The organism is Thauera butanivorans NBRC 103042 (genome assembly GCF_001591165.1).
GTDB lineage: Bacteria > Pseudomonadota > Gammaproteobacteria > Burkholderiales > Rhodocyclaceae > Thauera > Thauera butanivorans.
In genome coordinates, this window is record NZ_BCUG01000040.1 from 33,402 (window position 1) to 58,612 (window position 25,211).

At 66.4% G+C, this 25,211-nt stretch carries 23 protein-coding genes; 5 read left to right on the top strand and 18 right to left on the bottom strand.

All coding sequences use genetic code 11. The features are described from left to right. Positions 1 to 13: 13 nt before the first annotated feature. The 10 genes from TBU01S_RS16005 to TBU01S_RS16050 all read right to left on the bottom strand — a co-directional run bounded on the left by TBU01S_RS16005 (position 14) and on the right by TBU01S_RS16050 (position 10,541). Complete coding sequence (locus TBU01S_RS16005) at positions 14 to 427, bottom strand: type II toxin-antitoxin system VapC family toxin (protein WP_068637918.1); 414 nt, start codon at positions 425 to 427, stop codon at positions 14 to 16. Further along, on the bottom strand, positions 424 to 678 hold the full coding sequence (locus tag TBU01S_RS16010; RefSeq protein WP_068637920.1) for an AbrB/MazE/SpoVT family DNA-binding domain-containing protein: 255 nt from the start codon (positions 676 to 678) through the stop codon (positions 424 to 426). Before TBU01S_RS16010 ends, TBU01S_RS16005 begins: the two co-directional genes overlap by 4 nt. Positions 679 to 875: 197 nt before the next feature. Continuing rightward, entirely contained in the window at positions 876 to 1,568 is a 693-nt protein-coding gene (urtE, locus tag TBU01S_RS16015; protein WP_068637922.1) for an urea ABC transporter ATP-binding subunit UrtE, read from the bottom strand. A gap of 47 nt (positions 1,569 to 1,615) precedes the next feature. Next, complete coding sequence (gene urtD, locus TBU01S_RS16020; protein ID WP_068637924.1) at positions 1,616 to 2,500, bottom strand: urea ABC transporter ATP-binding protein UrtD; 885 nt, start codon at positions 2,498 to 2,500, stop codon at positions 1,616 to 1,618. After that, positions 2,497 to 3,699 (bottom strand): urea ABC transporter permease subunit UrtC, encoded by a 1,203-nt coding sequence (gene urtC / locus TBU01S_RS16025; RefSeq protein WP_068637926.1) that lies wholly within the window; start codon positions 3,697 to 3,699, stop codon positions 2,497 to 2,499. Before urtC (TBU01S_RS16025) ends, urtD (TBU01S_RS16020) begins: the two co-directional genes overlap by 4 nt. Before the next feature lies 1 nt (position 3,700). Continuing rightward, positions 3,701 to 5,284, bottom strand: a complete 1,584-nt coding sequence (gene urtB, locus TBU01S_RS16030; RefSeq protein WP_068637928.1) for an urea ABC transporter permease subunit UrtB — start codon at positions 5,282 to 5,284, stop codon at positions 3,701 to 3,703. Between the two features lie 156 nt (positions 5,285 to 5,440). Continuing rightward, positions 5,441 to 6,709 carry an urea ABC transporter substrate-binding protein gene (gene urtA / locus TBU01S_RS16035; RefSeq protein WP_068637930.1) on the bottom strand — a complete coding sequence of 423 codons (1,269 nt, stop codon included), beginning with the start codon at positions 6,707 to 6,709 and terminating at the stop codon, positions 5,441 to 5,443. A gap of 296 nt (positions 6,710 to 7,005) precedes the next feature. Further along, positions 7,006 to 8,667, bottom strand: a complete 1,662-nt coding sequence (locus TBU01S_RS16040; RefSeq protein WP_068637932.1) for a nitric oxide reductase activation protein NorD — start codon at positions 8,665 to 8,667, stop codon at positions 7,006 to 7,008. 14 nt (positions 8,668 to 8,681) lie between these two features. Further along, on the bottom strand, positions 8,682 to 9,479 hold the full coding sequence (locus tag TBU01S_RS16045; protein WP_068637934.1) for a CbbQ/NirQ/NorQ/GpvN family protein: 798 nt from the start codon (positions 9,477 to 9,479) through the stop codon (positions 8,682 to 8,684). 24 nt (positions 9,480 to 9,503) lie between these two features. Beyond that, positions 9,504 to 10,541 (bottom strand): aliphatic amidase, encoded by a 1,038-nt coding sequence (locus tag TBU01S_RS16050; RefSeq protein WP_068637936.1) that lies wholly within the window; start codon positions 10,539 to 10,541, stop codon positions 9,504 to 9,506. Between the two features lie 331 nt (positions 10,542 to 10,872). On the opposite strand from TBU01S_RS16050, the gene TBU01S_RS16055 reads away from it, so the two are divergent. Further along, positions 10,873 to 11,883 (top strand): virulence RhuM family protein, encoded by a 1,011-nt coding sequence (locus tag TBU01S_RS16055; RefSeq protein ID WP_068637938.1) that lies wholly within the window; start codon positions 10,873 to 10,875, stop codon positions 11,881 to 11,883. A 235-nt stretch (positions 11,884 to 12,118) separates the two neighbouring features. Beyond that, positions 12,119 to 12,328, top strand: coding sequence for a hypothetical protein (locus TBU01S_RS16060; protein WP_068637940.1), 210 nt, complete (start codon positions 12,119 to 12,121; stop codon positions 12,326 to 12,328). A 44-nt stretch (positions 12,329 to 12,372) separates the two neighbouring features. Here TBU01S_RS16060 and TBU01S_RS16065 read toward each other — a convergent pair whose 3' ends face one another. The 7 genes from TBU01S_RS16065 to urtA (TBU01S_RS16095) all read right to left on the bottom strand — a co-directional run bounded on the left by TBU01S_RS16065 (position 12,373) and on the right by urtA (TBU01S_RS16095) (position 19,034). Then, positions 12,373 to 12,717, bottom strand: coding sequence for an FmdB family zinc ribbon protein (locus tag TBU01S_RS16065; protein WP_068637942.1), 345 nt, complete (start codon positions 12,715 to 12,717; stop codon positions 12,373 to 12,375). Between the two features lie 58 nt (positions 12,718 to 12,775). Next, positions 12,776 to 14,008, bottom strand: a complete 1,233-nt coding sequence (fmdA, locus tag TBU01S_RS16070; RefSeq protein ID WP_068637943.1) for a formamidase — start codon at positions 14,006 to 14,008, stop codon at positions 12,776 to 12,778. Between the two features lie 22 nt (positions 14,009 to 14,030). Continuing rightward, positions 14,031 to 14,720: an urea ABC transporter ATP-binding subunit UrtE gene (gene urtE / locus TBU01S_RS16075; protein ID WP_068637945.1), complete on the bottom strand. Its 690-nt coding sequence runs from the start codon at positions 14,718 to 14,720 to the stop codon at positions 14,031 to 14,033. A gap of 30 nt (positions 14,721 to 14,750) precedes the next feature. Further along, on the bottom strand, positions 14,751 to 15,494 hold the full coding sequence (gene urtD / locus TBU01S_RS16080) for an urea ABC transporter ATP-binding protein UrtD (protein ID WP_068637947.1): 744 nt from the start codon (positions 15,492 to 15,494) through the stop codon (positions 14,751 to 14,753). Positions 15,495 to 15,515: 21 nt separating this feature from the next. Next, positions 15,516 to 16,760 carry an urea ABC transporter permease subunit UrtC gene (gene urtC / locus TBU01S_RS16085; protein ID WP_068637949.1) on the bottom strand — a complete coding sequence of 415 codons (1,245 nt, stop codon included), beginning with the start codon at positions 16,758 to 16,760 and terminating at the stop codon, positions 15,516 to 15,518. Between the two features lie 38 nt (positions 16,761 to 16,798). Continuing rightward, the gene (urtB, locus tag TBU01S_RS16090) at positions 16,799 to 17,713 is read right to left on the bottom strand and encodes an urea ABC transporter permease subunit UrtB (protein ID WP_068637951.1); all 915 of its coding nucleotides are present in this window, start codon (positions 17,711 to 17,713) and stop codon (positions 16,799 to 16,801) included. Positions 17,714 to 17,783: 70 nt separating this feature from the next. Further along, positions 17,784 to 19,034, bottom strand: coding sequence for an urea ABC transporter substrate-binding protein (urtA, locus tag TBU01S_RS16095; protein ID WP_068637953.1), 1,251 nt, complete (start codon positions 19,032 to 19,034; stop codon positions 17,784 to 17,786). Positions 19,035 to 19,360: 326 nt separating this feature from the next. Between urtA (TBU01S_RS16095) and TBU01S_RS16100 the strand changes: the two genes are divergently transcribed. Further along, complete coding sequence (locus TBU01S_RS16100; RefSeq protein ID WP_245650941.1) at positions 19,361 to 22,822, top strand: ATP-binding protein; 3,462 nt, start codon at positions 19,361 to 19,363, stop codon at positions 22,820 to 22,822. After that, positions 22,815 to 23,477, top strand: coding sequence for a response regulator transcription factor (locus TBU01S_RS16105; protein ID WP_068637957.1), 663 nt, complete (start codon positions 22,815 to 22,817; stop codon positions 23,475 to 23,477). Before TBU01S_RS16100 ends, TBU01S_RS16105 begins: the two co-directional genes overlap by 8 nt. Before the next feature lie 7 nt (positions 23,478 to 23,484). On the opposite strand, the gene dksA is transcribed toward TBU01S_RS16105, so the two are convergent. Further along, entirely contained in the window at positions 23,485 to 23,913 is a 429-nt protein-coding gene (gene dksA / locus TBU01S_RS16110; protein ID WP_068637959.1) for an RNA polymerase-binding protein DksA, read from the bottom strand. A gap of 367 nt (positions 23,914 to 24,280) precedes the next feature. On the opposite strand from dksA, the gene TBU01S_RS16115 reads away from it, so the two are divergent. Then, positions 24,281 to 25,156 (top strand): hypothetical protein, encoded by an 876-nt coding sequence (locus tag TBU01S_RS16115; protein WP_068637961.1) that lies wholly within the window; start codon positions 24,281 to 24,283, stop codon positions 25,154 to 25,156. The last annotated feature ends 55 nt before the right edge of the window (positions 25,157 to 25,211 follow it).

Here is a 25,211-nt window from a genome sequence, read left to right on the forward strand (position 1 = left end):
ACGGGAGCATCATTCAGGACGAGCGGGGCTGCTCGCATGGAATGGCATCCGGCAAGCTGGACGCCCGCTTGATGAAGCGCTTGTCGAACGTCAGCAGCGCCGTGCAGGATGCGGCGCGGCTCAGGTGCAGCGCATCGGCAAAGTCCAGCCCCTGCTCGAAGGCCTGCAAGGCCGCCAGCACGCGGGCACGGTCCTCGACGACGACGTTGCCATACGTGCATAGTGCGCTCAGGGCGCGGTGGATGGACGCACGCGGCAGTTCGTAGAAGCCGCGCAGCACCCATTCCAGCTCCAGCAGCACGGTGACGGAAACGAACACACGGCCCCGCATCGCCTCCAGCGCGGCAGGGCGCCGGCGCGCGGCTTCCAGATCGTCCGGGTCATCCACGAAGAAGCGTGCCAGCACATTGGTGTCGACGGCTTTCATGGCCTGGCTTTGGCAAGCAGACCGGCGGCATCGAAATCCGCCAGGCGCCGCGGCTTGCCCCTGGATCGAGGCTTGAGCATGCCGTAGCCGGACTCCACGTCTGCCTGGGGCGCGGGATGGGGAACGATCAGCCGGATGCCGTCCGGTTCCTCGACCAGTTCGAGCCGGCTGCCGGGGACCAGGCCAAAGTGCTGCCGCACCTCGGCGGGCAGCACCAGTTGGCCCTTGGATGAGAGAATGACCGTGGTCATGGCGTACTCCGAGGGGGCCTGTCGGCCATCCTATCCGTGTCTTACTGGTAAGACAAGGCGGCATCCACGCCTGCAGCCCTTTCAGGTCGCGAATCGATTCGCCGGCCTCGATTGCGCCTGGCGTGTCCACGGTGTCGGCGCTCCGCATCTCGCCTCATCGCGAGGCTTGCCCCACCCGCCGTTCGCCTAGCTCTAGGCTATATCGCCACCAGGCTCCGGATGTTTTTCTCCTGCATCTCGCTGCCCGGCCCCTGGGCGATGACTTCGCCGCGTTCCATCACCAGGTAGGCGTCGGCCAGTTCCTCGGCGAAGTCGTAGTACTGCTCGCACAGCAGCACGGCCATGCCGCGTTCCTTGGCGAGCATGCGGATCACGCGGCCGATGTCCTTGATGATGCTGGGCTGGATGCCTTCGGTGGGCTCGTCGAGGATCAGCAGCTGCGGCCCCGGCGCCAGCGCGCGTGCGATCGCCAGTTGCTGCTGCTGGCCGCCCGACAGGTCGCCGCCACGGCGCTGCAGCATCTGTTTCAGCACCGGGAACAGTTCGTACAGGTCGGGCGGTATCGGCGTGCCGGCGCGCTGGTAGGCCAGGCCCATGCGCAGATTGTCCTCGACCGTGAGGCGGCCGAAGATCTCGCGCCCCTGCGGCACGAAGCCGATGCCGGCGCGGGCGCGTTCATAGGGCGCGCGGCCCGACAGCGACTGGCCCTGCCATTCGATCGTGCCGTCCCTGATCGGCACCAGGCCCATCAGGCTCTTGAGCAGGGTGGTCTTGCCGACGCCGTTGCGGCCCAGCAGCACGGTGATCCGGCCCGGCTCGGCGGTGAGGCCGACCCCGCGCAGGATGTGCGAGCCGCCGTAGTACTGGTGCAGGTTGTGGACTTTGAGCATGGTTCGGTCTTTATCGCTTATCCATCGGGAGAGGGCATGCCGGGGCTTCAGCGCCCCAGATAGACTTCGATCACGCGCTCGTCGGCCTGCACGTCGTCGAGCGTGCCTTCGGCCAGCACCGCGCCGTCGCACAGCACGGTGACTTTTTCCGAGATGGCGCGGATGAAGTGCATGTCGTGCTCCACCACCATCAGCGAGTGCCTGCCCTTCAGGCGCAGGAAGAGTTCGGCGGTGCGCGCGGTTTCCTCGTCGGTCATGCCGGCGACGGGTTCGTCGAGCAGCAGCAGCTTGGGGTCCTGCATCAGCAGCATGCCGATCTCCAGCCATTGCTTCTGGCCGTGGGAGAGTTCGCCCGCCATGCGGCGCATGCTGCCGGCGAGGTGGATGGTGTGCAGCACCTCGGCCAGGCGATCGCTCTGCGCGCTGTCGAGCTGGAAGAACATCGAGTGCTTCACGCCTTTGTGCGTCTTCAGCGCGAGTTCGAGGTTCTCGAACACGCTGAGCTGTTCGAACACCGTGGGCTTCTGGAACTTGCGGCCGATGCCGAGCTGCGCGATGCCGGGCTCGTTGTGGCGCAGCAGGTCGATGGTCGAGCCGAAGAACACCGTGCCCTTGTCGGGCCGGGTCTTGCCGGTGATGATGTCCATCATCGTGGTCTTGCCCGCGCCGTTGGGGCCGATGATGCAGCGCAGCTCGCCGGGGGCGATGTCCAGGTTCAGGCCGTTGATGGCCTTGAAGCCGTCGAAGCTGACGTGCACGTCTTCCAGGTACAGGATGCGGCCGTGAGTCACGTCCACTTCGCCCGCCACCGCGTGGCGGGCATAGCCGGCGCTGCGGCCGCCCGATTCGGTGAGCGCGGCGCGGCGCTGGGCCTCGCGTTCGAGGTGGCGTTCGAAGCGGGCCGTGCCCGCCTTCATCAGTTCGGGAGTCATGCGCGCGTCTCCTCTTTGGCAGCGGGGCTGCGGCCTTCCGCCTGTGCGCCTGCAAGGGGCCGGGCATCGCCGCCGCTGCGGCGCAGCTTGCGCGCCAGGCCGGCGATGCCTTGCGGCAGGAACAGCGTGACGGCGATGAACAGCGCGCCGAGGAAGTACAGCCAGAACTCCGGCGCCACCACCGTCAGCCAGCTCTTCGCGCCGTTGACCAGGAAGGCGCCGGCGATCGGCCCGATCAGCGTGCCGCGCCCGCCCACCGCGGCCCACACCGCGATCTCGATCGACGCGGCCGGGCTCATCTCGCCGGGGTTGATGATGCCGACCTGCGGCACGTACAGCGCGCCGGCCACGCCGCACATCATCGCGCTGATGACCCAGATCGTGAGCTTGTAGGGCAGCGGCGAGTAGCCCGAGAACATCACCCGGCTCTCGGCGTCGCGGATCGCCTGCAATACGCGGCCGAACTTGCTGCGAACCAGCCAGCGCGCCAGCAGGAAGAAGCCCAGCAGGGTGCAGCCGGTGAGCACGAACAGCAGCATGCGCATTTCCTGCGTGGCGAGCGGCTGGCCGAGGATGCGCTTGAAGTCGGTGAAGCCGTTGTTGCCACCGAAACCGGTCTCGTTGCGGAAGAACAGCAGCATCGCCGCGTAGGTCAGCGCCTGCGTGATGATGGCGAAATACACGCCCTTGATCCGCGAGCGGAAGGCGAACCAGCCGAACACGAAGGCCAACAGTCCGGGGACGGCGACGATCAGGATCAGCGTGGCGGCGAAGCTGTCGGACAGCATCCAGTGCCAGGGCAGTTCCTTCCAGTCGAGGAAGACCATGAAGTCGGGCAGGTCGCTGCCGTAGTTGCCTTCGGTGCCGATCTGGCGCATCAGGTACATGCCCATCACGTAGCCGCCGAGGGCGAAGAACAGGCCGTGGCCCAGCGACAGGATGCCGGTGTAGCCCCAGATCAGGTCCATCGCCAGCGCGCAGATCGCGTAGCACATGATCTTGCCGAGCAGCGCCACCGCGTAGTCCGACAGGTGGAAGGCGCTGTCCGGCGGTACCCACAGATTCAGCACCGGCGCGAGCGCGCACACCGCCAGCAGCGCGGCGCAGAACGCGCCCCAGCCCTTGCGCGTCAGCAGCGGCCTGCGGCCCGGGAGTTGTACCGCGGGTACGGCAGGAGTCGAAGAAGTGGTAGCTTGCATGTCATGCCTCCGCACTGCGGCCCTTCATTGCGAACAGGCCCTGCGGGCGCTTCTGGATGAAGGCGATGATGAATACCAGCACGGCGATCTTGGCCAGCACCGCGCCCGTCCAGCCTTCGAGGAACTTGTTCAGCACGCCCAGCCCCAGTGCCGCGTAGACCGTGCCCGCCAGTTGGCCGACGCCGCCCAGCACCACGACCATGAAGGAATCGACGATGTAGCTCTGCCCCAGGTCCGGGCCGACGTTGCCGACCTGGCTCAGCGCGCAGCCCGCCAGCCCGGCGATGCCGCTGCCGAGCGCGAAGGCCATGGTGTCGACGCGCGCGGTATTGACCCCCATGCACGAGGCGATCGGGCGGTTCTGGGTGACGCCGCGCACGAACAGGCCCATGCGCGTGCGCGAGATGATCCAGGCCACCAGCGCCAGCACCGCGAAGGCGAAGCCGATGATGACGATGCGGTTGTAGGGCAGCGTCAGGTTGGGCAGCGCCTGCCAGCCGCCGCTCATCCACGAGGGGTTCTCCACCGCCACGTTCTGCGCGCCGAACACGGTGCGCACCAGCTGCATCAGGATCAGCGAGATGCCCCAGGTGGCCAGCAGGGTTTCCAGCGGGCGGCCGTACAGGAAGCGGATCACGCTGCGTTCGAGGATGGCGCCGACCAGCGCCGAGGCGAGGAAGGCGGCCGGGACCGCGGCGAGCAGGTAGGCGTCGAAGGCGCCGGGGAAATACTGCCGGAACACGCCTTGCACCAGGTAGGTGGCGTAGGCGCCGATCATCATCAGTTCGCCGTGCGCCATGTTGATGACGCCCATCAGGCCGTAGGTGATGGCCAGGCCGAGCGCCACCAGCAGCAGGATGCTGCCCAGGCTCGCGCCGGTGAAGACCACGCCCAGGCGCTCGCCCCAGGCGAGCCTGTCGTCGATCTTGCGCAGCGCGCGCTGCAGCTCGCTTCGCACCTGGTCGTCGGTTTCGGCGGCCATGCGCTCGCCGAGCAGCAGGCGGGTGGCGGGGCTGGCATCCCCGGCCAGCGTGGCGATCGCGGCCAGCCGTTCGGCGGGCAGTTCGGCATTCAGGTGCACCGAGGCGCGGATCTGTTCCAGCGCCTGCTTCACGCGCGCATCCGTTTCCTGGGCAAGGGCTTTATCCACCAGCGGCAGGCGCTCGGCCGATGCCCCCTGGCGCATGGCGTGTGCGGCCTGCAGGCGCTTGCCGGCATCGGCGGCGAACAGGTCGAGCGCGGCCAGCGCGGCGTTGATCGCGCCGCGCATGCGGTTGTTGTTCATGACGCCTTCCGCGCTCGCTGGCAGCGGCAGGGTTTCGCCGCTGACGGGATCCTGCGCCTGGCCGTTGCGCACGATCAGGGCGCGGCCGTCGGCGACCGCCACTTCGTTGGCGGCCAGTGCGCGCAGGAAGGCGGCGGTGCGCTCGTCGGGGTCGTCGGCGATGGCCGCCTGCATGGCGGCGATGCGGCTGCTGCCTTCGCCCCGGGCCATCGCCAGCGCGGCTTCGGGCGTCAGCGCGTGCGCCAGGCAAGGCAGTGCCAGGCAGGCCAGCAGGGCCAGCGTTCGCAAGTATCCAGTCATGGGGAAACACTCGAAAGAAACGGTGCGGCTTGCGCCTGGCGGCACGCGAATTGCAGCGAGTGGCGCGGCACGCACCGGTGTCGGACGCAGGGGGCCGCGGACACGGCGCACGCCGTGCCCGGGCGATCCGCCAGGGCGAGGGACGGAAGAGGAGGTTTACTGCTTTTCCGGCTCGTCCTTCTTCTTGTCGTTGCCTTCGATGTAGGGGCTCCAGGGCTGGGCCTTGACCGGCGCGGGCGTCTTCCACACCACGTTGAACTGGCCGTCGCCGCGGATCTCGCCGATCAGCACCGGCTTGTGCAGGTGGTGGTTCTTCTCGTCCATCGTCAGCGTGAAGCCGCTGGGCGCCTCGAAGCTCTGGCCAGCCATCGCCGCGATGACCTTGTCGGGCTCGGTGCTGCCGGCCTTCTCGACCGCCTGCTTCCACATGTGGATGCCGACGTAGGTGGCTTCCATCGGGTCGTTGGTCAGCGGTTTGGTCGATTGGCCGGGCAGGCGCTTGGCCTTGGCGTAGTCGCTCCACTGCTTGATCCAGGCGTCGTTGGCCGGGTTCTTGACGCTCATGAAGTAGTTCCACGCCGCCAGATGGCCTTCCAGCGGCTTGGGATCGAGGCCGCGCAGCTCTTCCTCGCCGACGCTGAAGGCGACCACCGGCACGTCGGTGGCCTTCAGCCCGGCGTTGCCCAGTTCCTTGTAGAAGGGCACGTTGGAGTCGCCGTTGATGGTGGACACCACCGCCGTCTTGCCGCCCGCGGCGAAGCGCTTGATGTCGGCGACGATGGTCTGGTAGTCGCTGTGGCCGAAAGGCGTGTAGGTCTCCATGATGTCCTTGTCGGCCACGCCCTTGGCCTTCAGGAAGGCGCGCAGGATCTTGTTGGCGGTGCGCGGATACACGTAGTCGGTGCCCAGCAGCACCCAGCGCCTGGCTTCGCCGCCGTCCTCGCTCATCAGGTATTCCACTGCGGGAATGGCCTGCTGGTTGGGCGCAGCGCCGGTGTAGAACACGTTCTTCGACAGCTCCTCGCCCTCGTACTGCACCGGGTAGAACAGCAGTGCGTTGTTTTCTTCATAAACCGGCAGCACCGACTTGCGGCACACCGAAGTCCAGCAGCCGAAGGTGACGGCCACCTTGTCCTGGCCGATGAGCTGCTTGGCCTTTTCCGCCGCCAGCGGCCAGTTGGAGGCGGTGTCGATGACGACCGGCTCCAGCTTCTTGCCCAGCACGCCGCCCTTGGCGTTGATGTCCTCGATGGTCATCAGCGCCATGTCCTTGAGCGCGGTTTCGGAAATCGCCATCGTGCCGGAGAGCGCATGCAGCACGCCGACCTTGATGGTGTCCGCAGCCTGCGCGGAGAAGGACAGGGACAGGCCGGCCGCGGCGACGGCGGCAGCGAGAGTCTTGAGGCTGAAATGGCGCGGGCTCATGGTGAAGATGTCCTCCGAAGGGCTGAATGCCGCCGGATTGGCGGGTTTGTCGTCCCTTTAGCAAAGGCTGTGCCATTCGCCCGGAAGCCCTTGACTGCGGCGGTTCAGCAGGATTTTGCGGCTCGCCCTTTCACGCTCTCGAACGGTGCATTGCGCTGAAAAAGCGGTGCGGCGCACCAATGTCGTGCGCAATGCGAACGCCTGCCGAGCCCGTCGGCATCAGTTGTGTGCATGGCGGCTGTCCGGGGGCCGTTATGTCTGCTAGCGGCCAGGCTCTCCGGCACTGCCTTGGGGCGTCAACTGCTGTCCACCACCCGCGCGCAGGTGTCGCGCAATGCGCTGGCGAGCCTGTGTGCGTCATCGATGATGCGGTAGCTGCCGCGGCCGAAGATGCGGCGCACATAGGCTTCGGATTGGCGGTCCAGCGTCAGGCAGAAGCAGCGGATGCCCTTGCGTCTCGCTTCGCCGACGGCGAAGGCGGCGTCTTCGACGAGATGGCGCTCATCGAAGACGTCGATGTCGGAGGGGGCGCCGTCCGAAAGCAGAAGCAGCACCCGGGTGTCGTTGCGCTCCGTGGTCAGGCGGGATGTGGCGTGGCGGATGGCTGCACCCATGCGCGTCGACAGGCCGCTGCGCGCGAAGGCGAGGAGCGACGCCGGTTCGGCTGGAATCGGCTGGCCGAAGTCGAGCAGGCGCAGGTAATTGATTGCCTGGCGTCCGTCGGAGTCGAAGCCGGCGACTTCCAGCCGGTCGGAACCCGCCCGCAGTGCCGCCATCAGCATGCCGGCGGCTTCGTGTTCGAGCGCGAGCACGCTGCGGCCGTCGGTCAGCAGATCGGCGGTCGAGGCCGACAGGTCGAGCAACAGCAGGATGCTGGCGTGGTGCGGGGCGCGGCCGGCGCGGCGGAACAGGCGGGGATCGGGGGCAAGGCCGAGGCGGCGGTCGATGAAGACTTCGGTGGCGGCGTCGAGGTCGATGTCCTCGCCTTCCCACTGGCGGCGGATGCGTTCGCGGCGGTCGAGGCGCAGGCCGCGTTGCAGGCGCAGGTTGTCGCTCGTCCGTATTCCGGTTTCGTCGGGGGCCGGAGGCGGTACGGCGCGTTCGATCACGGTGCACCAGTTGCTGCGTACACGTGCCAGTTGATGGTGCCACTCGGGATAATCGTGACGGGCGATTTCGGGCAGGGCCACCGTTTCAGGCGGCGAGGCCGATGTCTGCGCAGCAGCGGCGCCGGCCTCTCCGGCCGGTGGCGGCGGGCGGCGCAATGGGATATCTGCTTGCTCGGCGTCGGCGGCGTGCGCCCACAGGTGGCTGTTGTCGTCGTGCCAGGGAAAGGGCGGAGCATGGGTCTGCAGGTTCATGCGCACGCGCAGCTGGCCGAGGTCGTAGGCGAGCACGTCGATCATGGGCTGGAAAGCCTCGGCGTCGTCCAGCTGGTCCGTCTGCTCCTCGAACAGCGCGCGGCCCTTGATGACCCAGATGTCATTGTCGCCGGCCCGCGGATCGAGCAGCACGCGCTGCAAGCGGGCGATGCGGGCTTCGAAGCCGACTTGCGGCAGTTCGTTCTGGGTGCGGATCAGGTGGCGGATCAGCCGCGCGATGCCCGGATAGCGGCGCATCAGCAGGCGGTCGACGCGCACGTCCTCGATCGCCGCGGCGAGCGCCAGCCCCATCGGTTTGCGCTTGCCCGTCGGCTGCCGGCGCGGCGAATACAGAAGGTGGCCGATGGCGTGAAGTGTGGCGGCGAGGTGGCAGTGGCCACCATCGCCGTGCCAGCCGCTGGGAACGGCCGGCAGCAGCAGGGTGGCGCCGTGCAGCACCGGGCGTGCCGGCGGGCCGTCCTGCGGCGGGCGCTCTAGCAGCTGGACTTCGCCATCATCGACGCCGAAGGCGTGGAGCAGGTGGGTCAGCCGGGTCAGGTGCGAGGCAGGGGCATCGCTGGTCGGCGCCGAGGGCATGGCAGCTCGCCGTGTCAGAACGTCGCTTCCAGGATCGCGTCCAGCGCGGCCTGCATGTCCGGATCGTCGGTGATCGGTGCGGTCATTGCCATGCGGCAGCTGTCGATCGGCGGCAGGCCGTCGCGGATCAGGATGCCGGCATAGATCAGCATCCGGGTGGAGATGCCTTCTTCCAGCCCGCGCTCGCGCAGCCGGCGCGACTTGACCGCGATATCCACCAGGCGCGCGGCGAGTGTCGGCTCGATGCCGGCCTCATGGGCGACGATGTCGGTTTCGGCCGCAGCGGCGGGATAGCCGAACTCCAGCGCGGCGAAGCGCTGGCGGGTGGATTGCTTCAGGCTCTTGCTGTGGCTCTGGTAGCCGGGGTTGTAGGACACCACCAACTGGAAGTCGGGGTGGGCGGTGACGATCTCGCCTTTCTTGTCGAGCGGCAGGATGCGGCGGCTGTCGGTGAGCGGGTGGATGACCACGGTGGTGTCCTGCCGCGCCTCGACGACTTCGTCGAGATAGCAGATGGCGCCGTGGCGCACCGCGGTGGCGAGCGGACCGTCGTGCCAGCGGGTGCCGTCGGCGTCGAGCAGGTAGCGGCCGACGAGGTCGGCGGTGCTCATGTCCTCGTTGCAGGCCAGCGTGATCAGCGGTCTGCCGAGGCGCCAGGCCATGTACTCGACGAAGCGCGTCTTGCCGCAGCCGGTGGGGCCCTTCAGCACCAGCGGCAGGCGGTGGGCATAGGCGTGCTCGTAGAGCGCGATCTCGTGGCCGGTCGGGTGGTAGTAGGGCTCGGTGGCGATGCGGTAGGAAGAGAGGTCCATGTGCGGCTCGGCAGGGGGGGGCGTTCAGCGGTGCCGGGTTTCCTGGTTGGGAATGCCGTCGATCGGGCATTCCGCCGTGCCCACCGTCGAGCGGGTGATGGCTTCCACTTTCTTGCGCGTGCCTTCAGGGTCGTTGATCCACTCGCCGTAAAAGCTGTAGGGGCAGGCAGCGACGCCGGCAGCATCCTCGCCGGAGTTGATCTTGCCGGTGTAGCCGCGGTGCAGCAGCTTGAACAGGTGGTTCTGCGACTGCGCGTTCTTGCGGAAATCGCGGATCAGGCCGGTGGACAGTTCGGCATACTGGATGCCCATGTCCTCTTCGCCGCATTCGCCCAGCGTGCGGCCATCGAAGCCGATGATGGCGGAATGGCCGAAATAGGAATACACGCCGTCGAAGCCGGTGGCATTGGCGACCGCGACGTAGCAGTTGTTCATCCAGGCCATCGCCTTCGACACCATCACCTGCTGGTCCTTGGCCGGGTACATGTAGCCCTGGCAGCGGACGATCAGTTCGGCGCCCTTCATCGCGCAGTCGCGCCAGATCTCGGGGTAGTTGCCGTCGTCGCAGATGATGAGGCTGATCTTCATCCCCTTCGGGCCGTCGGAGACATAGGTGCAGTCGCCCGGATACCAGCCTTCGATCGGCACCCAGGGCATGATCTTGCGGTATTTCTGCACGATCTCGCCTTGGTCGTTCATCAGGATCAGCGTGTTGTAGGGAGCCTTGTTGGGGTGCTCCTCATGCTGCTCGCCGGTCAGCGAGAACACACCCCAGACCCTGGCCTTGCGGCAGGCGGCGGCGAAGATTTCGGTTTCGTCGCCGGGCACGGTGGCGGCGGTGTCGTACATCTCCTTGGGGTCGTACATGATCCCGTGGGTGGAGTACTCGGGGAAGATCACCAGGTCCATGCCGGGCAGGCCCTGCTTCATGCCGACCACCATGTCGGCGATCCTGCGGGCATTGTCCAGCACCTCCGCCCGGGTATGCAGGCGGGGCATCCTGTAATTGACGACGGCAACGCCCACGCAATCGGCGCTGCTGGAAATGTCTCCGTGTCTCATCGGCTGGGTCTCCGGTGTAGGGCGGGTGGTCGAAAGGCCTGGCGCCATTGTGGGAAGGATTGTGCGATGCACAAATACGTCGTTTGACGTATTGGGGGCAGTGCCGGATGAGGTCGTAGGGAGCCGCTGCATCAGTGCGTTCAGTGTTTGAAGACCGCGACGGACAGACCGGCGCAATCCTTGGTGTTGCGCGCCACCGGCGCGAGGCCGTGTTCCGGGGCGGTTGCTGCGAGAGCACGGGATTCCCGGGTCTGGAGTGCCAGGCGAAGGTCTTGCGTGAGATGCCTCAAGATAGAATTCTCGAATGCCACCTTAACGAGACGCCGGCCGTATGAGCGAACTGATCCTCTACACCACCGAAGACGGGCGCAGCCAGATCAAGCTGAGGGCCGAGCAGCAGACGGTCTGGTTGACCCAGCTTGAAATGGCCGAGTTGTTCGACGCTACCAAGCAGAATATTTCGCTGCACTTGAAGAACATCTTTGGGGACGGGGAGTTGGACCCGGCGACAACTGTCAAGGAATCCTTGACAGTTCAAACCGAAGGTTCCCGCCAGGTGCGGCGCAGCGTCACGCTCTACAATCTGGATGCCATTCTGGCCGTGGGCTACCGGGTGCGCTCGCCGCGCGGGGTGCAGTTTCGCCGCTGGGCGTCCACGGTGCTCAAGGAGTACTTGCTCAAGGGCTTCGCGATGGATGACGAGCGGCTGAAGAACCCGGATGGCCGCCCGGACTACTTCGACGAGATGCTGGCCCGCATCCGGGACATCCGTGCCTCGGAAAAGCGCTTTTATCAAAAGGTTCGCGATCTGTTTTCCCTGGCGAGCGACTACGACAAAACCGACAAGGCCACGCAGATATTCTTTGCCACGGTACAGAACCTGTTGCTCTACGCCGTGACGCAGCAGACCGCGGCGGAACTGATCGTGGCTCGTGCCAACCCCGACGACAGATACTTCGGCCTGTTGCATTGGCCGGGCGACAAGGTGCGCAAGCAGGACATTCTGATCGCCAAGAACTACCTGACCGAGGACGAGATCGACACCCTGAACCGACTGGTGGTGATCTTTCTGGAAACGGCGGAGCTGCGTACCAAGCGCCGCGAGGAGATTCGCATGAGTTTCTGGCGCCAGAACGTGGACCAGATCATCAGCAGCAATGGCTTTCCTGTGCTCACGCATGCAGGCAAAGTGAGCCACGCGCAGATGGAGCGCACCACGGGCTTGCGCTACCTGGACTATGACCGGCGCCGCAAACAGGACGAGGCACGTCAGGCCGACGAGCAGGACGAAGCCGAACTGAAGGCTCTGGAAAATGCCCTGAAGAAACGCCTGAAACCATGACTCGTGACAGGGCTGTTTGGGAGGCGGAGCAATGACGCGTCTTGCTTGATGCGTACGGGCTTGATGCTGGCAGCCGTGTTGTGCGCTGCTTGTTCCTCGCTGTCTACGGGAGCGGCTGCCCTGGCTCGTCGCCCGGCGCCTGCCGGAGAGCATCGCGCTCTATTCGGCGGTTGCTCATACCGCGGTTTCGCCGGGCCTGCTTCACTTCCACGATCTACTGGCCACGCTGGGCCCGATGAACGACGGACAGGTGATCGCCGGCTGGAGCCTGCTGCCGGGATCGGGACTGCTGGCCGAAGTGAAGTCCGACCATTGGATTTATGTGCTGCTGCTGTCGGGACACCCCAGCCTGCTGGTTCGTACCATCGCTTCGTCTGCCGACTTTCCGCGCGCGGCATTCTTCCGTGCCGTGGTGAAAAGCGTGGCGGAGGATCTGGGGCGTTGACGCAGTCGAACTGCGGGCTGCGTGTCCGGTCGTGGCTGGATTCTTCAGTGGCTGATCATCCACGGCCGCTTGGTCGGAAAGGCCTTCGAGCCGTCGGGTGCACGCAGGGTGGCTTTCGAGGGCTTGCCGCCGCAGCATCCGCAGCCCGGCCCGTGCTTGTGGCGCGCGGCGTATTCGGCGCTCGTCATCGGTGTGTGGGCGGCGCGTTCGTTGGTGGCGTGGGCGCTGCGGCTGGTGCTGTCCATTGTGGCCAGCGTGGGAGCGCTCAGCATCACGCGGTAAGCGGCGGTGCCGCAGTGGGGGCAGGGGCAGGCTTCGTTGCGGGCGCTCATCGGACGCAGCGCGGAGAAGTCGCCGCAGTCTTCGCAGAAGTATTCGTAGGTTGGCATGGTGTGCTCCCGGCACGGGCCGCCGCGCCAGGGCGGCGACCCGTCTGGCGTGTGGCGGTCAGGTCTTGTCGTAGGCGATCGGCATGTCGACGGCGCCATCGATGAACCGGGTCGGGCCGGCGGCCGCCGGGTTGATGTCGAACTCGAAGATTTCGGTCGGCAGCCACAGCGTGGCGCAGGCGTTGGGGATGTCGACCACGCCGCTGATGTGGCCCTGCACCGGCGCGGTGCCGAGGATGGAGTAGGCCTGGGCGCCGGAGTAGCCGAACTTCTTCAGGTATTCGATGGCGTTGAGGCAGGCCTGGCGGTAGGCCACATGCACGTCGAGGTAGTGCTGCTTGCCCTGTTCGTCGACCGAGATGCCTTCGAAGATCACGTAGTCCTTGTAGCTCGGCGTGATCAGGCTGGGCTTGAAGATCGGGTTTTTGATGCCGTACTTGGCCATGCCGTCCTTGATCAGGCTGACGCGCATGTGCACCCAGCCGGCCATCTCGATGGCGCCGCAGAAGGTGATTTCGCCGTCGCCCTGCGAGAAGTGCAGGTCGCCCACCGACAGGCCGGCGCCCTTGACGTACACCGGGAAGAACACGCGCGCGCCGCGCGACAGGTCCTTGATGTCGCAGTTGCCGCCATGTTCGCGCGGCGGCACGGTGCGGGCGCCTTCGGCGGCGGCCTTGTCGCGCGCCTCGCCCTTGAGCTTGCCCATGTGCGCGGTCCTCGGTGCCGGCGGGTTGGCCAGCGGCGGCACGCGGTCGGGCTGGGTGGCGATGAAGTCCACTTCGCGCTCGTTCCAGGTGTCGAGCATCTTCTGGTCGGGCAGGCAGCCGATCAGGCCGGGGTGGATCAGGCCGGCGAAGCGCACGCCGGGGATGTGGCGACTCTTGGTGAACATGCCTTCGAAGTCCCAGATCGACTTCTGCGCATGGGGGAAGTGCTCGGTCAGGAAACCGCCGCCGTTGGTCTTGGAGAAGAAGCCGTTGAAGCCCCACAGGCTCTCGTCCTTGGCACCGATGTCGAGCAGGTCGACCACCAGCAGGTCGCCGGGCTCGGCGCCTTCGACGCCGACCGGGCCGGACAGGAAATGCACCGTCGACAGGTCGACGTCGCGCACGTCGGCGGCATCGTCATCATTCTTGATCGCGCCGCCGGTCCAGTCGTAGGTTTCGAGCACGAAGTCGTCGCCCGGCTTGACCCAGCACGCCATCGGGATGTCCGGGTGCCAGCGGTTGTGCACCATCTCGTTTTCGTAGGGGGACTGCTTCAGATCGACCTTGATCAGGGTTTCAGGCATGGCACACCTCTTTCTTGATGGGTTACACGGAGAGGAACTGCTTGATGTGGGCTTCGTCGGTGTCGGCGCGCGCGCTTTCATGGACGAGGCGTCCGCCTTCGATGACGAACAGGCGGTCGGCCACGTCCATCGCGAAGGACAGAACCTGTTCGGACACGACGATGGTGATCCGGCGGATCTTGCGGATCTCGTTCAGCGCTTTCGCGATGTCCTTGATGATCGAGGGCTGGATGCCCTCGGTGGGCTCGTCGAGCAGCAGCACCTTGGGCTCGGTGACGAGCGCGCGGGCGATCGCCAGTTGCTGCTGCTGGCCGCCCGACAGGTTGCCGCCCTTGCGCCGGCGCATGTCCCACAGCACCGGGAAGAGGGCGTAGATTTCCTCGGGCACTTTCTTGACCCTGGCGTTTTCCAGCCCGGTCTCGATGTTTTCCTGCACGGTGAGAGTGGGGAAGATCATCCGGCCCTGCGGCACGTAGGCGATGCCCTTGGCGACGCGGCGGTAGCTTTCGTCCTTGCCGACTTCGACGCCGTCGACCTCGACGCTGCCGGACTTCAGCGGCAGCACGCCCATCAGCGACTTGAACAAGGTGGTCTTGCCCATGCCGTTGCGGCCCATGATGGCGACGGCTTCATTGCGCTGCGCGGCGAACGAGATGCCGTGCAGGGCCTCGCTCTGGCCGTAGTTCACGACGAGGTTGGATACCTTGAGCATGGTGTTCTCCATTGGGGGGTGTGGCCGGAATCAGTGGCCCAGGTAGACGTCGATGACCTTGGGGTCGGACTGCACCTTGTCCATCGCGCCCTCGGCGAGGATCTTCCCCTGGTGCATCACCGTGACCTTGTGGGCGATGCGGGCGACGAACTCCATGTCGTGCTCGATGACGATCACCGAGCGGTTCCGGCAGATGCGCTTGAGCAGCTCGGCGGTCAGTTCGCGTTCGCGCGCGCTCATGCCGGCGATCGGCTCGTCGAGCATCAGCAGCTCGGGGTCCTGCATCAGCAGCATGCCGATCTCCAGCCACTGCTTCTGGCCGTGCGACAGCAGGCCGGCTTCGAGCTCGAGGCGGTCGGCGAGGCCGATCATGTCGGCGATTTCGTCGACCTTGGCCTTCACTGCCTCGTCGCACTTGAAGCCGAGCGCGCCGAACACGCCGCGGCCGCGCGGGTAGGAGACTTCCAGGTTCTTGAACACGCTGAGGTTTTCGTAGATGGACGGGGTCTGGAACTTCCGCCCGATGCCGGCGCGCACGATCATGTGCTCGGGTAGCCTGGTCATTTCCTGGTTCTTGAACTTGATGCTGCCGGCCGAGGCCTTGGTCTTGCCGCAGATGAGATCGAGCAGCGTGGTCTTGCCGGCGCCGTTGGGGCCGATGACCACGCGCAGCTCGCCGCGATCCACATAGAGGTTGAGGCTGTCGATGGCCTTGAAGCCGTCGAAGGAGACCGTCAGGTCTTCCACCGCGAGGACGAAGTCGGTGTTGCTCATGATGTCTGTCTCCCTGTGCCGTCAGGCCGACTGGCTGCTGACCTTGGTGCCGATGCCGAGGCCGCCGTCCGCCGCGACTGCTTGCGTGGAGTGGGAGGCCGCGGGGCTGGACGAAGCCGGAGCGCTTGCCTGCTGGCCGGCTTCGCCCGGCGTGCCGGCAGGCGGCTCGCCGGCCTTGGCGGCGGCGCCCTTGCGCCGCGCCAGCCAGGGCTTGACGTGGCTCTCGTACAGGCCGGCCAGGCCGTTGGGGAAGGCCATGACGACGCCGATGAACAGCGCGGCCATCAGGAACAGCCACAGGTCGGGGAAGGTCTCGGAGAAGTAGGTTTTGCCGAAGTTGACCAGCAGCGCGCCATACACCGCGCCGACCAGGCTCATGCGCCCGCCGACCGCGGCGAAGATCACCATCTCGATCGAGGGCACGATGCCGATCAGCGTTGGCGACATGAAGCCGACCTGCAGCGTGAACATCGCGCCGCCGATCGCCGACAGCGCCGCCGCCAGGCAGAAGGCGAAGACCTTGAACATCGACACGTCGTAGCCCGAGAAGCGCACGCGGTCTTCCTTGTCGCGCATCGCCAGCAGCAGCGTGCCGAGCTTGCTGAGCTGGACCCAGCGGCACAGCAGCACCGAGGCCAGCAGCAGCGCGGCGGTGACGAAGTACAGCACGGTCTTGGCTTCGTCGCTGCGGATGTCCCAGCCGAGCAGGGTCCTGAGGTCGGTCATGCCGTTGACGCCGCCGGTGTAGCCCTGCTGGCCGATGATCAGCACGGTCAGGATCAACGCCACCGCCTGGGTGATGATGGCGAAATACACTCCGCCGACACGGCGCTTGAACATCGCGTAGCCGATGATGAAGGCCAGCAGCACCGGCACCGCGACCACCGCGAACAGCGTGAAGCCGAAGGAGTTGAACGGCTCCCACCACAGCGGCAGCGCGGTGAGCTGGTTCCAGTCCATGAAGTCGGGGATGCCCGGCGTCGACTGGATGGCGGTGCTTTGCGGGTCGGACGCTTCCAGCTTCAGGAACATCGCCATCGCGTAGCCGCCGAGGCCGAAGAACACGCCCTGGCCCAGGCTCAGCACGCCGCCGTAGCCCCACAGCATCACCAGGCCGACGGCGACGAAGCCGTAGCTCAGGTACTTGCCGACCAGGTTCAGGCGGAAGCTGTCCATCGCCAGCGGGAACACCACCAGCAGCAGGACGGCGAGGATCGCGATGCTGGCGAGGCCGCTGCGATCCAGCCAGGTTTTGAATGCATCCATGATTGGCTCTCCGTTGGTTCGTGTGTCAGGGCGCCGGATCAGCGGCGTACCTTGGATGCGAACAGGCCTTGCGGGCGCAGCATCAGGATGGTCACGATCAGCAGCAGGGTCAGCACCTTGGCCATCGAGCCGGACAGGAAGAACTCCGAGATCGACTGCGTCTGGGCGATGCCGAAGGCCGACACCACGGTGCCCCAAAGGCTGGCGGCGCCGCCGAAGGTCACCACCAGGAAGGCGTCGACGATGTACAGCGAGCCGCTGGTCGGACCGGTCGAGCCGATGGTGGTGAAGGCCGCGCCGGCAACGCCGGCGATGCCGCAGCCGATGGCGAAGGTGACGCGGTCGGTGCGGGTGGTGTTGATGCCGGTGGCGTTGGCCATGGCGCGGTTGGCGACGGTGGCGCGCACGCGCAGACCCCAGCGCGATTTGTAGAGCGCCAGCAGCACGCCGCCGGTGACGAGGACGGTCAGGCCGAGCACGAACATGCCGTTGATCGGGATGTCGAGGCCTTCGGTGACTTCCCACGAGCCCATCAGCCAGTCGGGCAGTGTGGGGCTGACTTCCTTCGGCCCGATCAGGGTGCGGAAAGCCTGCTGCATCGCCAGCGACAGGCCCCAGGTGGCGAGCAGGGTGTCGAGCGGGCGCTTGTACAGGTGCCGGATCAGCGCCCATTCCGCCAGCCAGCCGAAGGCGAAGGCGACGATGAAGGCGCAGAGGATGGCGAAGGGGAAATAGGCCTGCATCAGTCCTGGCGCATGGCTTTCGGTCAGGCTGGACAGCAGGAAGATGGTGTAGGCGCCGATGGTCATGAACTCGCCATGCGCCATGTTGATGACGCCCATCTGGCCGAAGATGATCGCCAGGCCCAGACCCATCAGCAGCAGCACCGCGAACAGGCTCAGGCCGGCAAAACCCTGCATCAGGGTGATGTTGTAGATTTCGTCGAAGGACATGGCGCTTCTCCGGGGAAGGTCGGATGGGGCAGCGCCGCCGCACCGTGAGCGGCGCGGCGGCTGGCGGGGCTTACTGGTAGCCCTTGGGGAAGGGGTCCGGAACCATCAGCTCGGGCGATTCCGCCACCACCTTGAAGCTGCCGTCGGGCTGGCCTTCGGCGATGCGGGCCTTGCTGTACAGGTGGTGGTTCTCGTGGATCTTCACGTAGCCTTCGGGCGCGGTCGGCAGCTCGATGCCCGGCGAGGCAGCGACAACCTTGTCGACGTCGAAGCTGCCCGCCTTCTCGACCGCTGCCTTCCACAGCCAGGGGCCGAGATAGGCGGCCTGGGTGACATCGCCGATCACCGCCTTTGGCCCGTAGGCCTTCTTGAAGGCTTCGACGAAGGCCTTGTTGTTCGCGTTGTCGAGCGACTGGAAGTACTTCATCGAGGAGTAGAAGCCGGCGAAGTTTTCGCCGCCGACGCCCAGCATCTCGTCCTCGGTGACCGACAGGGTCAGCAGGAACTGCCTGGCGCCGGTGATGCCGGCCGCCTTCAACTGCTTGTAGAAGGCCACGTTCGAGCCGCCCACCACGGCGGCGAAGATGCAGTCCGGCTTGGCGATCTTGATCTTGTTGATCAGCGAGTTGAAGTTGGTGTGGCCGAGCGGGTAGTACTCCTCGCCGACGATCTTGCCGCCCTGGAAGGCTTCGACGTGCTTGCGCGCGATCTTCATCGAGGTGCGCGGCCAGATGTAATCGGAGCCGATCAGGAAGAAGGTCTTGGCGCTCTTTTCCTGCTTGGCCCAGTCGAGGCCGTACAGGATCTGCTGGGTGGCTTCCTGGCCGGTGTAGATGACGTTCTTCGACTGCTCCAGGCCTTCGTAGAAGGTCGGGTAGTAGAGCAGGCCGTTTTCCTTCTCGAAGATCGGCAGCACCGCCTTGCGCGAGGCCGAAGTCCAGCAGCCGAACACGGTGGCGACCTTGTCGTTGACCAGCAGCTTGCGCGACTTCTCGGCGAAGGTCGGCCAGTCGGAGGCGCCGTCTTCCTTGATGACGCGGATCTTGCGGCCGAGGATGCCGCCCATCGCGTTGATCTGGTCGATGGCGAGCTGTTCGGCCTGGATCGAGCCGGTCTCGGAGATCGCCATGGTGCCGGTGGCCGAGTGCAGCTGGCCGACCACGACTTCGGTGTCGGTGACGGCCAGGCCGGTGGTGTTGACCTGGGCAGTGGGCAGCGCGGCGGCATGACCGATGCGGGACATCGCCAGGGCGAGCGGGAGGGCAGCGGCGCCGAGCATGAACTTGCGGCGCGGGGAGGAGGGCAGGTGCTGGTCGGACATGGATCGCTCCTTGATGGGTGGGCGGCGGTGCGGGAGGCGGGACGGCTTGTCGTCTCGCTGCGGTGCACAAATTACCCATCGGGTGCGATGCGGCGAATACGTCAAACGACGTATGGGGATGCGTGGGCGGCGGCGCTATGGTCTTGTGCAGCGCACAGCCGCGATGCCGCGTGCCGGTGCATGGGCATCAACGGCATGCACCGGCGCGGTGCATGCGCGGCGGACGCGGTGCCGCCCTGGGGCCGCAGCTGCAGGATGTGCCGGACAGGAATGCCTTTTGCTGAACCTCGGGGCCGACCCGATTTTTCCATTCGCAGCCCATCGCCGTGACCGCTCCCGCCACCCAGCGCATTCTCCCCATCCGCCGCGAGTACAACGCCTGGGTCGCGGACGAGACGCTGGAGGACTACGCACTGCGCTACGCGCCGCTCGGCTTTCGCAAGTGGTCGTTCTCGCGCATCGCCAATACCGCGCTCGGCGCGGTGTCCTTCCTCGCGCTGGAAGCGATCGGCGGCACCATCGCGCTGAACTGGGGCTTCACCAACGCGGTATGGGCGATCGGCCTGGTGGCGCTGGTGATCTTCCTCACCGGCCTGCCGATCAGCTACTACGCCGCGCGCGAGGCGCTGGACATGGATCTGCTGACGCGCGGCGCCGGCTTCGGCTACATCGGCTCGACCATCACCTCGCTGATCTACGCCTCCTTCACCTTCATCTTCTTCGCCATCGAGGCGGCGATCATGGCGCTGGCGCTGGAGCTGTGGTTCGGGCTGCCGCTGCAGTGGGGCTATCTGCTCAGCTCGCTGGTCGTGATCCCGCTGGTGACGCACGGCATCACCTGGATCAGCCGCCTGCAGGCGTGGACCCAGCCGGTGTTCGTCGTGCTGCTGCTGGCGCCCTTCTTTTTCATGCTGGTGCGCGAACCCGGGCTGTACGCCGCCTTCACCGACTTTGGCGGCCGCCACGGCGGCAATACCTTCGACTGGCTGGCGGTCGGCGCCGGCTGTACCGTGGCGGTGGCGCTGATCTCGCAGATCGGCGAGCAGGTCGACTTCCTGCGCTTCCTGCCGCCGCCGGGCAGGCGCAACACGCTGCGCTGGTGGGCTTCGGTGATCGCCGCCGGTCCGGGCTGGATCATTCCCGGCGCGCTGAAGATGCTGGGCGGCGCCTTCCTCGCCTTCGTCGCGCTGCAGGCGATGGTGCCGCCGGACAAGGCCTTGCAGCCGACGCAGATGTATCTGGCCGGCTTCAGCCACGTGGTGGATGATCCGCGTGCGGCGGTGGCGCTGGCCTGCATCTTCGTCATCATCTGTCAGGTCAAGATCAACGTCACCAATGCCTATGCCGGCTCGCTGGCATGGTCGAACTTCTTCTCGCGCCTCACCCACAGCCATCCGGGGCGGGTGGTATGGCTGATCTTCAATGTGCTGATCGCTTTGATGCTGATGCTGCTGGGGGTATTCGAGGCGCTGGAGCAGGTGCTCGGGGTGTATGCCGCCGTGGCGGTGGCGTGGATCGGCGCGGTGGTGGCGGATCTCGTCGTCAACAAGCCGCTCGGCCTGTCGCCGCGCCGCATCGAGTTCAAGCGCGCCTACCTGTACGACATCAATCCGGTGGGCGTGGGCTCGATGCTGGCCGGTTCGGTGCTGGGCATCGTCGCCTTCGGCGGCCATCTGGGTGCCGCGGCGCAGGCTTTCGCGCCCTTCATCTCGCTCGGCACCGCCTTCGTGCTCGCACCGCTGCTCGCCTGGGCCACCGGCGGCCGATACTACCTCGCCCGGCCGCGCGAGACACAGTGGCGGCCGGCGCAGTTGCTGCGCTGCGTGGTGTGCGAGAACCGCTTCGAGTCCGAAGACATGGCGCAGTGCCCGGCCTACGGCGGCGCGATCTGTTCGCTGTGCTGCACGCTGGATGCGCGCTGCCGCGACCGCTGCAAGCCGGCGCCCAGCCTGCTTGGGCGTCTGGCGCCGCTGGTGGCGGGCTGGATGCCCTCGCCGGCCTCGGCGCGGGTGGCGCGGCGGGTGGGGCAGTTCCTGCTGGTGTTCTCGGTCTGCTGCCTGGTGCTCGCCGCAGTGGTGGCACTGGTCTACCAGCAGGAGCTGATCGCCGCCGAAGCCGGCGAGACCGATCTCGGCATCGCCTTCGTGCGCATCTTCGCGGTGCTGGTGCTGCTGGCCGCGTTGGGCATCTGGTGGCTGGTGCTGGTCAATGAGAGCCGGCGCGTGGCGCAGGAAGAGTCCGAGCGCCAGAACCAGCTGCTGCTGCGCGAGATCGAGGCCCACCGCGACACCGATGCCAAGCTGCAGCAGGCCAAGGAAGATGCCGAGGCCGCCAACGCGGCCAAGAGCCGCTACGTGCGCGGCATCAGCCACGAGCTGCGCACACCGCTCAACACCATCCTCGGCTATTGCCAGATCATGCTGCGCGACACCGACCTGCCGCGGCGGCGGCGCGATGCGATCTCCACCATCCAGCGCAGCGGCGAACACCTGCTGGGGCTGATCGACGGCCTGCTCGACATCGCCAGCATCGAGGCCGGCCGCCTGCAGTTCAGGCGCGAGGAAATCCGCTTCGGCGAATTTCTCGCTCACATCGAAAAGATGTTCCGCCTCGAAGCGATGAAGAAGGGGCTGGATTTCCGTACCGAGTCCGGCGACGGCATGCCCGAAGTGGTGCAGGGCGACACCGGCCGCCTGCGCCAGATCCTGATCAACCTGCTTGCCAACGCGGTGCGCTACACCGAGCGCGGCGAAGTGCGGCTGAAGATCGCCTGGCGCAGCGAGACCGCGGTGTTCGAAGTCTGCGACACCGGCTGCGGCATCGCGCCGGAGGACATGGAGCGCATCTTCCTGCCCTTCGAGCGCGGCGCCGGGGCGGATGTGGCCAGCGTACCGGGCACCGGCCTGGGGCTGACGATCACCCGCCTGCTGGTCGAGCTCGCCGGCGGCCAGCTCACCGTCAGCAGCACGCCGGGGCGCGGCAGCGTGTTCCGCGTCAAGCTCCACCTGCCGCGCGTCGCCCGGCCGAGGCTGGCAATGCGGCCCGAGCGCGAGATCCGCGGCCATGCCGGCCGCCGCCGCTGCCTGCTGGTGGTGGACGACCAGCCCGGCCAGAGCCGCCTGATCGCCGACATGCTGCGGCCGCGCGGCTTCCTGGTGCATGAGTGCAGCCAGCCGGACGAAGTGCCGGGCCTGCTCGACAGCCTGCGGCCCGATCTGGTGTTCCTCGATGTGTCGATGCCGCTGCTCGACGGATGGACGCTGTGCCGCCGGCTGCGTGACGCCGGTCACGGCATGCCGATCGTGATGGTATCGGCCAATGCCTACGAGAACCTGCTGCAGCGGCGTGAGGCGGCAGGCTGCGACGATTTCATCGTCAAGCCGGTGCTGGAAACCGAACTCTTCGCGCGCCTGAGCGCCTGGCTGGGACTGAGCTGGATCTATGCGGACGCGCACGGTGCAGGCGCCGGGCAGGCCATGCCGGTACAGGCATCGGCGTCGGATGCACTGCGGCGGGGCGCGGGAGAGGCCGGCGAAGCGTCGCCGCCGGCCGCTGGTCCGCTCGCCGCCGCACCGGCCCCCGGGCTGTCGGGACTGTCCGCACGCGTCCGCGCCGAACTGCGCGACTTCGCCGATCTCGGCCACCTGCAGGGCCTGGTCCGCCGCCTCGACGAACTCGAGGTCCTGCATCCCGAACTGCAGGTGCCGCTGGGCTCGCTGCGCGAGATGACGATGGCGCTGCGCTTCGACTCCCTGCTTCGAGTGCTGGATGAGGCTGCCGATGACTGAACTGGATGGCACGCCGCGTGAGCGCGCGGTCGTGCTGCTGATCGACGATGCGCCCGACACCGTGCGCATGATCGCCGAGGCGCTCGACGATGCCGGCTATACCGTGCTGGTGGCGACCGATGGCGCCACCGCGCTGAAGCGGGTCGAGCGCGTCATTCCCGACGCGGTGCTGCTCGATGCCTGCATGCCGGGCATGGATGGTTTCGAGACCTGCCGCCGGCTCAAGCAGGTCTCGGGCATGCGCACCGTGCCGGTGATCTTCATGACCGGGCTGGCGGAAACCGAGCGCCTGGTCGAAGGCCTGTCGGCCGGCGGCATCGACTACCTGGTGAAGCCCGTGGTGCCTGACGAACTGGTTGCCCGGCTGCGGGCCCATCTGCGTGTCGCGCGCGAAATGAACGCTGCGATGCAAACTCGTAGCAGCGAGGCTGCGGAGGAAGGTGCGCCGTCGAGCCCGCTTCCCAATCCGCTGACCCCGCGCGAAATGGACGTGCTGGAATGGGTGGCGCGCGGCAAGACCAATCGCGACGTGGCGGAAATCCTCGACATGAGCCCGCGCACCGTCAACAAGCATCTCGAGCACATCTACGAGAAGCTCGGGGTGGAAACGCGGACCGCTGCGGTCGCCCAGTTTGCTCGGCTCTCCCGCCCCTGAGCGGCGTTCAGCCGCCCTGCATCCTGCGCCGCGCCTCGTGGATTTCCTGCGCCTCGACGCTCAGCGTGGCGGTCGGCCGCGCCAGCAGGCGGGGAATGCCGATGGGCTCGCCGGTGTCCTCGCACCAGCCGTAGCTGCCGTTGTCGATGCGGGCCAAGGCTTCGTCGATCTTGTGCAGCAGCTTGCGCTCGCGATCGCGCACGCGCAGCTCCAGCGTGTGATCCTCTTCGAGCGAGGCCCGATCGGACGGGTCGGGCGTGCTTTCGAACTCCTGCAGATGCAGGGTCGTGCGATGGGCGGACTCCAGCAGCGTGTCGCGCTCGCGGACCAGCAGGGCGCGGAAGAAGGCCAGTTGCCGGGGGGACATGTAGTCGTCGGCTGACGCCTGGCGAATCTCGGCTTCGCTGGGCAGGGAATCGGTGGCGGTCGCATTCATGGTGTTTCCTCCTTATGGCTGCGCTGCGTGCCGAACCTGGGTTCGCGCGCCTTGCGGTCGAAAAGCCCCGTCACCATACACGTCTATCGAGCCGCGTGGATGTGGGAAATTCCCTCGACAGGGGCGCTTCGTCCGTGGATGGCAGCGCAATTGCATATTGCATGTTCGATTGGCATGGTTTGTGCGTTGCAGCAGGATGCACGGTATCAGGCAAGTCTGATGCGGGCTATCACGGCTGTGTGATTTCCGTACGCGAAGTGTGCTGTTAACTTGCAAAAAGCGCACGGAAAGTCGTTCGCCAGCCTGTTTGCCCGATTTTCGTTCCGCTTCCTTTCCTTGCCATCCGAACCTTTCTCCGGAGCCCAAAATGATAAAGAGACAACTTCGCGGTAAAACGCTCGCCATCGTCTGTGCCTTTGCCGCCCTGCCGGCCGTCGCCCAGGCGGCGACCTGGAGCGACACCTTCATCGGCTACCGCTACGGCACCGACTTCCGCGAGCCCAACAACACCGAGAAGGTGCGCAAGCATGTGCTGCAGCTCACCCATGCCAGCGGCTATTCGCTGGGCCAGCATTTCGTGAACCTCGACGCCTTCCAGTCCGACGACAAGGATCCGACGACGCGCAACGGCAGCAACGGCGCCACCGAGTTCTACCTGACCTACCGTCACCAGCTGCATCTGAGCAAGGTGTTCGACAGGAGCTTCGCCTTCGGCCCGGTCAAGGAGGTCGCGCTGACCGCCGGCTTCGACCTCAACACCAAGAACACCACCTTCGCGCCGCGCAAGCGCCTGCTGGTCATCGGCCCGACGCTGAAGTTCGACGTGCCGGGCTTCCTCGACGTCAGCCTGCTGTACGGCAAAGAATGGAACCACTGCGGCCTCGGCTCGCCCGCCTGCCCGAAGAGCGACATCACTTTCGACCCGCAATGGATCCTGAGCGCGGCCTGGGGCATCCCCTTCAATGCCGGTCCGGTGCCGCTGAAGTTCCAGGGCTTCATCAACGTCAATAGCGAAAAGGGCAAGGACTACGCCGGCGTCGAGACCAAGACCGAAACCCTGATGCGCACTTCGCTGATGGTCGACGTCGGCCAGATGGCCTGGGGCAAGAAGAACACTTTCCTGATGGGCGTGGGCTACGAATACTGGCGCAACAAGTTCGGCAACCATGCCTTCGCCAATGGCGACCAGAAGCCGGGCATCAAGACCACGGCGCCGATGTTCCAGATGGAACTGCACTTCTGAGGAAGTCCGCGGCGATTCGAACGAAAACGGGGCCATCGTGCCCCGTTTTGTTTGG